This window comes from Actinosynnema sp. NPDC037264, assembly GCF_055603705.1.
In genome coordinates this window covers 1-7,683 of record NZ_JBVJVK010000121.1, presented here as the reverse complement: position 1 = coordinate 7,683, position 7,683 = coordinate 1, and the positions used below count along the sequence as shown (strand labels likewise).

Below are 7,683 nucleotides of genomic sequence, written 5' to 3'. Positions count from 1 at the left end.
GGAAACAGGGTCACATGTCCCCCGATGTACCGGCGACGCTCCCACCCTGTTTTGCCTGGTCAAGCCCTACGGTTCACGTGATGTACGTCCACGAGCCGTCACGGGTGCAGCAGTCGAAGGACCTCGCGGCGTTCGTGGAATCGGCCTCGAACCGCTGACCCCGTCCCCGTCGCGGGCCTGCCGGAACGGCCCGCGACGGGCGCACGACCACCCGGGAGTGGGCATGGACGTCGTGGGGTGCCTCGGCTGCGACCTGTTGACCGGTCGCCAAGCGTTGCCGGGCGGGGTCGTCCACGAGACGCGGTCGTGGGTGGTGAACCACGTCGTCGGCCCGATGAACCTCGGCACCCTCATCGTCGGTCCGCGCGAGCACGTGGTGGCGGTCGCGGACCTCGACGACGAGGCGGTGGCCGAGATGGGCCCGTTGCTGCGCGACACGGCCCGCGTGGTCGAGGCCGTCTGCCGGCCCGAGCAGACCTACGTGTGCCTCTGGTCGCATGGGCCGGCCGCGCGGCGACACCTGCACATCGCGGTGCAGCCGGTGACCGCCGAGCTGGTGGCGCGGTACGGCGGGCTGCGGTCGGAGCAGTTGCAGGCCCGGATGATGGACGGTGGGCAGGAGCCGGACCCGGCCGAGGTCGAGGAGTTCTGCGCCGAGGCGCGGCGGGTGTTCGCCGCGATCCGCCGCGACCGGGGCCGGGGTGGGTGACCCGGGAAGCCCGGTCACGGGACCACGTGGCGTTCCTCGGCGAAGTGGCAGGCGCTGGGGTGGGCGCCGACGCGCGTGACGAGCGCCGGTTCCTCCACGGCGCACACGTCCCGCGCCTTCCAGCACCTCGTGCGGAACCGGCAGCCCGACGGCGGGTTCACCGGTGACGGCACGTCGCCGGTCAGGCGGATCACGTCACGGCGGCCCCGCAGCGCCGGGTCGGCCACCGGCACGGCCGACAGCAACGCCTGCGTGTAAGGGTGCGTGGGGTGTTGGTAGATCTGCTCCTCGGTGCCGATCTCGACGATCTTCCCGAGGTACATCACGGCCACCCGGTCGGACAGGTGCCGCACCACCGACAGGTCGTGCGCGATGAACACGTAGGCCAGCCCGAACTCGCGCTGCAACTCCGCCAGCAGGTTCATCACCTGCGCCTGGATCGACACGTCCAACGCGGACACCGGCTCGTCGCACACGATCACCTTGGGCCGCAGCGCCAGCGCCCGCGCGATCCCGATCCGCTGCCGCTGCCCGCCGGAGAACTGGTGCGGGTACCGGTTGAGGTGCTCCGGGTTCAGCCCGACCACGTCGAGCAGCTCGCGCACCCGCGCCGCCCGCGACCCCTTGGGCGCGACCTCCGGGTGGATCTCGAACGGCTCGCCGACGATGTCGCCCACGGTCATCCGCGGGTTCAGCGACGTGTACGGGTCCTGCAGCACGATCTGCATGTCCCGCCGCCACCGCCGCAACGCCGCGCCCCGCAACGAGAACATCGGCTCGCCCTCGAACAGCACCGTCCCCGACGTCGGCGGCTCCAGCCGCATCAGCACCTGCGCCAACGTCGACTTGCCGCACCCCGACTCGCCGACCACGCCCAGCGTCTCGCCCGCGCGCAGCGAGAACGACACGCCGTCCACCGCGCGCACCCGTCCCACGGTCCGCCGGAACAGCACCCCGCGCGTCACCGGGAAGTGCTTCACCAGCTCGCGCACCTCCAGTAGCTCAGCCACCGACGACCTCCTCCGCGAAGTGGCACGCGCTGGTCCGCCCCGCACCGAGCCGCACGTCACCGGGCACGTGCGTCGCGCACACGTCCTCCGCCCGCGGGCACCGGGGGTGGAACGGGCAGCCGGACGGGATCCGCAGCAGGCTCGGCGGCAGCCCGCGGATCGTCTCCAGCGCGGCGCCCTTCGAGTCCAGCCTCGGCAGCGACCGCATCAACGCCGCCGTGTACGGGTGGCCGGGCGAGCGGAACAGCGACACCGCGTCCGCCTGCTCCACGATCCGCCCCGCGTACATCACCACGATCCGGTCGGCCACCTCGGCGACCACGCCCAGGTCGTGCGTGATCAGGACCAGCCCCATCCGCCGCTCCCGCTGGATCTCCGCCAGCAGGTCCATGATCTGCGCCTGCACGGTCACGTCCAGCGCCGTCGTCGGCTCGTCCGCGATCAGCACCTCGGGGTCGAGCGCCAGCGCCATCGCGATCATGGCCCGCTGCCGCATGCCGCCGGAGAACTGGTGCGGGTAGTCGCGGACCCGCTGCCGCGCCGCCGGTATCCGCACCAGGTCGAGCAGCTCGACGGCCCGCGCCCGGGCCCGCGCCCGGCTCATCCCGCGCCGCAGCCGGAGCTGCTCCTCGATCTGGAACCCCACCGTGAACACGGGGTTCAGCGCCGACAACGCGTCCTGGAAGATCATCGCCACGCCCTCGGCGCGGACCGCGCGCCGTCGTTGCGCCGACGCCGACAGCAGCTCCTCGCCGCGGAACCGCACCGAGCCGCCCGTCACGAACGCGGGCGGCGTGTCCAGGATCCCCATGACGGCCTGCGCGGTCACGCTCTTGCCCGAGCCGGACTCGCCGAGCACGGCCAGCGTCTCGCCCGCCGACACGTGGTAGCTCACGCCGTTGAGCACGCGCGCCACCCCGTCCCGGGTGCGGAACTCCACGTGCAGGTCCTCGACCTCCAGCAGCACGACCGCCTCCTACCGCAGCTTCGGGTCGAGGGCTTCGCGCACCGCGTCGCCCAGCATCACGAACGCCAGCACGGTCGCGGTCAGGAAACCGGCCGGGAACAGCAGCGCGTGCGGCGCGACGCGCAGGTAGTCCTTGGCGCTGTTGATCATCACGCCCCACGACACGACCGGCTGCCGCAGCCCGATCCCCAGGTAGGACAGGGTCGCCTCGGCCCCGATGAACGCGCCCAGCGCGATCGTCGAGTAGACCAGCACGGGCGCGACGGTGTTGGGCAGCAGGTGCTTGCCGATGATCCGCGCCGACGACGCGCCGAGCGCCCGTGCGGCCTTCACGTAGTCCTGCTGCTTGGCCGCGATCGCGGTGGACCGCATGATCCGCATCGCCACCGGCCACGACAGCACGGAGATCGACAGCACCACCTGCGCCACGATCCGCGCCGGCCCCGCGTCACCGCCCGCGTTCAACGTGGTCAGGATGACGATCGCGCCCAGCACGAACGGCACGCCGACGAACACGTCCGCGATCCGCGACACGACGGCGTCCAGCCACCCGCCGTAGAACCCGGCCAGCATGCCGGCGCCTGCCCCGACCAGGACGACGCCCGCCGTGGCCAGCACCCCGACGACGACCGACGCCCGCGCGCCGTGGACGACCCGCGTGTAGATGTCGTAGCCCTGGTTGTCGTACCCGAACCAGGCCGCCGCCGAGGGCGCGCCGCGCGACCGGGACAGGTCCGCCGCGTTCGGGTCGCCGGACGCGAACAGGCCGGGGAACGCCGCCATCAGCAGCACGAGCGCGATCAACGACACGGACACCCAGAACAGCGGTCGCCGCCGCAACGCGTGCCAGGCGTCGCCGAACAGGCCGCGCGGCCGTTCTGGTCCGGTGAGGGGTGGGGCCAGTCGGTCAGTCATAGCGGATCCTCGGGTCCAAGACCGCGTACAGCAGGTCCACCAGCAACGTCATCAGCAGGTACACCAGGACCAGCACGGTCACCACGCCGGTCACCATCGCGCCGTCCTTGGTCAGGATCGACCGGAACACCAGGCCGCCGACGCCGGGCACGTTGAAGATCCCCTCGGTGACGATCGCGCCGCCCAGGAACGCGCCGAGGTCCGTGCCCAGGAACGTGACCACCGGGATCAGCGAGTTCCGCAGCAGGTGCACGCCGACGACCCGGCGCGTCGGCAGCCCCTTGGCCAACGCCGTGCGCACGTAGTCCGCGCGCCGGTTCTCGGCGATGCTCGCGCGCGCCAGCCGGGCGACGTAGGCCATGGACAGGCTGGCCAGCACGAAGCCGGGGACGACCAGGTTCCCGAACGTGGGCGTGGTGACCGTGGGCGCGATCCAGCCGAGCTGCAGCCCGAACACCAGCTGCACGACGTACCCGGTGACGAACACCGGGACCGAGATCAGGAACAGCGTCGAGACCAGCACGAGGCTGTCCAGGAACCCGCGCTCGCGCAGCCCCGACACCACGCCCGCGGTGATGCCGATGACCGCCTCGACCAGCACCGCGACCAGGGCGAGCCGCAACGTCACCGGGAACGCCGCCGCGAGCCGGTCGATCACCTGCACGCCGGAGGACGTGACGCCGAAGTCGCCCTGGACCAGGTTGACCAGGTACTTCCAGTACTGGAGCGGCAGCGGGTCGTCCAGGTTGAACCGCTCGCGCATCATCGACACGTAGGAGGCCGGGCAGTCGCGCTCGCCACACTTGCCCTCGAACGGGTCGCCCGGGACCGCCCACACCAGCGCGTAGATCAGGAAGGTGGTGCCGAGGAACACCGGCACCACCTGGAGCACCCTGCGCAGCACGTACCGACCCAACTCCGCGCTCCCCTCGGCCGGATGGCTGGACTGGCCGGTGTCAGGCCACTTCCACCGAGTAGAGGTCGAGCGTGCGGAACGGGTCGAGGTCGGCCACCTTGAGCCGGTCGGACCGGCCCGCGATGGTGTTCTGCGTCCACAGCGGGATGGACGGCAGGTCGGCGGCCAGCATCCGCTCGGCCTCCAGGTACAGCTCGATCGCCGCCTCCTCGCTCGGGGCCCGGTCGGCCTCGGCGAGCTTCGCGTCGAACGCCGGGTTGGAGTACAGCCCGTCGTTGGACGACGCGCCCGTGCGGAACAGCGGCGTGAGCCAGTTCTCGATCGACGGGTAGTCGGCGATCCAGCCTGCCCGGTACATGCCGGTCATCTTGTGCGCGTTCACGTTCTGCCGGAACTCGCCGAGGCTGGTCGACGGCACGAGCCGCGCTTCGACGCCGAGGGTGTTCTTGATGCTGTTGACCACCGCTTCGGCCCACTCCTGGTGCCCGCCGTCGGTGTTGGTCAGCAGCACGATCTCCCCGGTGTAGCCCGACCTGGCGAGGGCCTCCTTGGCCTTGTCCGGGTCGTACGTGCAGTTCTCGCCGCACTGACCGGGCCGGTAGCCCTTCATCAACGGGTGCGTCCAGCCGTCCGCGGGCTTGCGCGTCCCCTCGAAGATCCGCTCGGTGATCTCCTCGCGGTCGATCGCCATGGAGATCGCGCGGCGCAGGTCCGCGTTGTCGTAGGGCTCCAGGTAGAACGGGAACGCGATGGTCTGGTTGTTCAGCGTCTCCCGCTGCACCACCCGGTCGCCGAGGTCGGTCTCGTACTGCTTGCCCGCCAGCGCGTTGGGCGGCAGTTCCTCCATGAAGTCCAGGTTGTTCGACACGAGGTCGGCGTAGGCCGACTCCCGGCTCTGGTAGACCTTCAGGGTCAGGTCCTTGAACTTCGGCTTGTCGGCGCCCTTGTAGTCGTCGTAGCGGGTCAGCTTGATGTCGGCGCCGAGCGCGCGGGAGACGTACTTGAACGGGCCGTTGCCGATCGGGTTCGCCTCGAAGGCGGCGCGGTCGGCGAAGAAGGCTTTCGGGAGCGGGGAGAACACCTCGTAGCCGATGGTCACCGGGAACACCGCGAACGGCTCGGACAGCGTGATGGTGAACGTGTGGTCGTCCACGACTTCGAGGCCGGACATCGTCTCGGCGGTCGGCGCCGGCGGCTCCTGCGGCCCGTCGGCGCCGTCGGGGTCGGCCGGGTGGACCGCGTCGAAGCCCTCGACCTGGGAGAAGAAGCTCGCGCCCTGGGTGGCGTTGGGGCCGTAGGCCGTCCAGTTCCAGGCGTCCACGAAGCTGTCGGCGGTGACCGGGGTGCCGTCGTGGAACAGCCAACCCTGCTTGAGCTTCACGGTGAAGAGCTGGGAGTCGGCGGTGTCGATCGACTCGGCCATCGCGTTGACCGGCTGCGCGTCCTGCGCGCGGTACTCGACCAGGCCGGTGAACAGCGGGTCGAGGACGCGGCTGCCGCCGACCTCGGTGGTGTTGCCCGGGACGAGCGGGTTCTCCGGCTCGGTGTTGAAGATCGTGATGCCGGCTTCGGTGTCCGTGCCGGCCGGGGTCTCCGCCGAACCGCAGGCCGTGGCCACCAGGGCGAGCGCCACGGCTGCGGCGGCAGCGGCGGTCGTGGTTGGGGCCGGGGTCCGGGTCGGGCGTGTTAATCGTGCACGTGACATGGGTCCTCCCACCTGATCGGGGTCACCGAGCAGAGTCGACCGCTTTCACAGCGTGAGGGAGAACCTAGGGGCAGCGTGACCGGGGCCACACGGGTGCGCGAGTCACGACCTGGTCACGATCGATCCCAGTTGACGGACGGGTGGCTTGACCTGCGGCTGAGCCGGGTCAGCCGGCGCAGGGGCGGACCTGTGGCGCCTCAGGCCAGGGCGAAGGCGATGCCGTCGAGGATGTCGTGCTCGCTGGCGACGAGCTCCGTGACGCCCTGCGCTTCCAGGTGGTCGGCGAGCGTGCGGACGACCAGCGCGCCGCCGCAGATCACGTCGACCCGGCCTGGGTGCATCGGGCCGAGGGCGGCGCGCTCGTCGTGCCCCATGGTGAGCAGCTTCGCCGTGACCTCGCGGATCCGGTCGAGGCCGAGTCGGGCCAGGTGGATCTCCTCCGGCTCGTAGCGCGGCAGTTCCTTGGCCAGCGCGACGAGGGTCGTGACGGTGCCCGCCACGCCGATCCAGGTCTTGGCCTTGGCGGTCGGCACGGCGGCGAACGCCTCGGCGAGCACGTCCCGCGTCACCCGCACCGCTTCCTCCACCTGGGCCTCGGTCGGCGGGTCCGAGTGCAGGCAGCGCTCGGTGAGCCGGACGCAGCCGATGTCGACCGACCGGGCGGCCTCGACCTCGCCGCGCACTCCGTTCCACGTGCCCAGGACCAACTCGGTCGACCCGCCGCCGATGTCGGAGACGAGGAACGGGCCAACGTCTGCGTCCAGGTCGGACACCGCGCCCGTGAACGAGAGGCGGGCCTCCTCGTCACCCGTGATGACCTCGGCCTCCACGCCGAGCACTTCGCGGGTCATGTCGAAGAAGGCCGCTTTGTTCGCGGCGTCCCGGGTCGCGGACGTCGCGACCATCCGCACTCGCTCGGTTCCCTTGCGGCGCAGGATGTTCGTGTAGTCCACGAGCGCGGCACGGGTGCGCGCGATCGCGTCCGGGTGCAACTCACCGGTCGCGTCGACGCCCTGGCCGAGCCGGACCACCCGCATCTCCCGGTGCACGTCCCGCAACCACCGCTCCCCACCGTCCGATGTGGTCACGTCCGCGACCAGGAGTCGGATCGAGTTGGTCCCGCAGTCGATCGCGGCCACGCGTGCCATGCCCGATGTCCTTCCCCGGTGATGAGTGCTGCCCCCAGGAGACTAGTGGTGGGCGGTCGTCCGGCCAGGGCCGGCGGGCTGGTTGGTCGGTTGGTTGGTTGGTTGGTTGGCTGGTTGGTTGGTAGGTAGGTAGGCGGAAGGTCTAAAGATCAAATATCAAAAGCGTCCTCGCCGGACGGGCAGATCAGCAGGATGACCCCTCGTTCAGCGGTCCTGTTCCGGGTCCGTCGTGGGTCCGGGCTCCGTGTCATCCCACCGACCTCCCTCCGGGCTACCACACGTATCAAGGGGGCAGCCATCAGCGCACCACCGG

At 70.9% G+C, this 7,683-nt stretch carries 7 protein-coding genes; 1 reads left to right on the top strand and 6 read right to left on the bottom strand.

Going from position 1 to position 7,683, the window contains the following annotated elements:
- Positions 1-223 precede the first annotated feature (223 nt).
- The gene (locus tag ACZ7GX_RS45405; protein ID WP_498786878.1) at positions 224-709 is read left to right on the top strand and encodes an HIT family protein; all 486 of its coding nucleotides are present in this window, start codon (positions 224-226) and stop codon (positions 707-709) included.
- Between the two features lie 14 nt (positions 710-723).
- On the opposite strand, the gene ACZ7GX_RS45400 is transcribed toward ACZ7GX_RS45405, so the two are convergent.
- From ACZ7GX_RS45400 to ACZ7GX_RS45375, 6 genes are all read right to left on the bottom strand, one after another.
- Positions 724-1,719, bottom strand: coding sequence for an ABC transporter ATP-binding protein (locus ACZ7GX_RS45400; RefSeq protein WP_498786877.1), 996 nt, complete (start codon positions 1,717-1,719; stop codon positions 724-726).
- A complete protein-coding gene (locus ACZ7GX_RS45395; protein WP_498786876.1) occupies positions 1,712-2,686 on the bottom strand; it encodes an ABC transporter ATP-binding protein in 975 nt (324 codons plus the stop codon). Before ACZ7GX_RS45395 ends, ACZ7GX_RS45400 begins: the two co-directional genes overlap by 8 nt.
- A gap of 9 nt (positions 2,687-2,695) precedes the next feature.
- Entirely contained in the window at positions 2,696-3,601 is a 906-nt protein-coding gene (locus tag ACZ7GX_RS45390; RefSeq protein WP_498786875.1) for an ABC transporter permease, read from the bottom strand.
- Positions 3,594-4,517, bottom strand: a complete 924-nt coding sequence (locus ACZ7GX_RS45385) for an ABC transporter permease (protein WP_498786874.1) — start codon at positions 4,515-4,517, stop codon at positions 3,594-3,596. Before ACZ7GX_RS45385 ends, ACZ7GX_RS45390 begins: the two co-directional genes overlap by 8 nt.
- Before the next feature lie 40 nt (positions 4,518-4,557).
- Positions 4,558-6,222, bottom strand: coding sequence for a peptide ABC transporter substrate-binding protein (locus ACZ7GX_RS45380; protein WP_498786873.1), 1,665 nt, complete (start codon positions 6,220-6,222; stop codon positions 4,558-4,560).
- A 197-nt stretch (positions 6,223-6,419) separates the two neighbouring features.
- Positions 6,420-7,370: a Ppx/GppA phosphatase family protein gene (locus tag ACZ7GX_RS45375; protein ID WP_498786872.1), complete on the bottom strand. Its 951-nt coding sequence runs from the start codon at positions 7,368-7,370 to the stop codon at positions 6,420-6,422.
- Positions 7,371-7,683 lie beyond the last annotated feature (313 nt).

Coding starts and splice junctions, on each gene's coding strand:
- ACZ7GX_RS45405 (WP_498786878.1), top strand. CDS start 224: ATGGACGTCGTGGGGTGCCTCGGCTGCGACCTGTTGACCGGTCGCCAA.
- ACZ7GX_RS45390 (WP_498786875.1), bottom strand. CDS start 3,601: ATGACTGACCGACTGGCCCCACCCCTCACCGGACCAGAACGGCCGCGC.
- ACZ7GX_RS45380 (WP_498786873.1), bottom strand. CDS start 6,222: ATGTCACGTGCACGATTAACACGCCCGACCCGGACCCCGGCCCCAACC.
- ACZ7GX_RS45375 (WP_498786872.1), bottom strand. CDS start 7,370: ATGGCACGCGTGGCCGCGATCGACTGCGGGACCAACTCGATCCGACTC.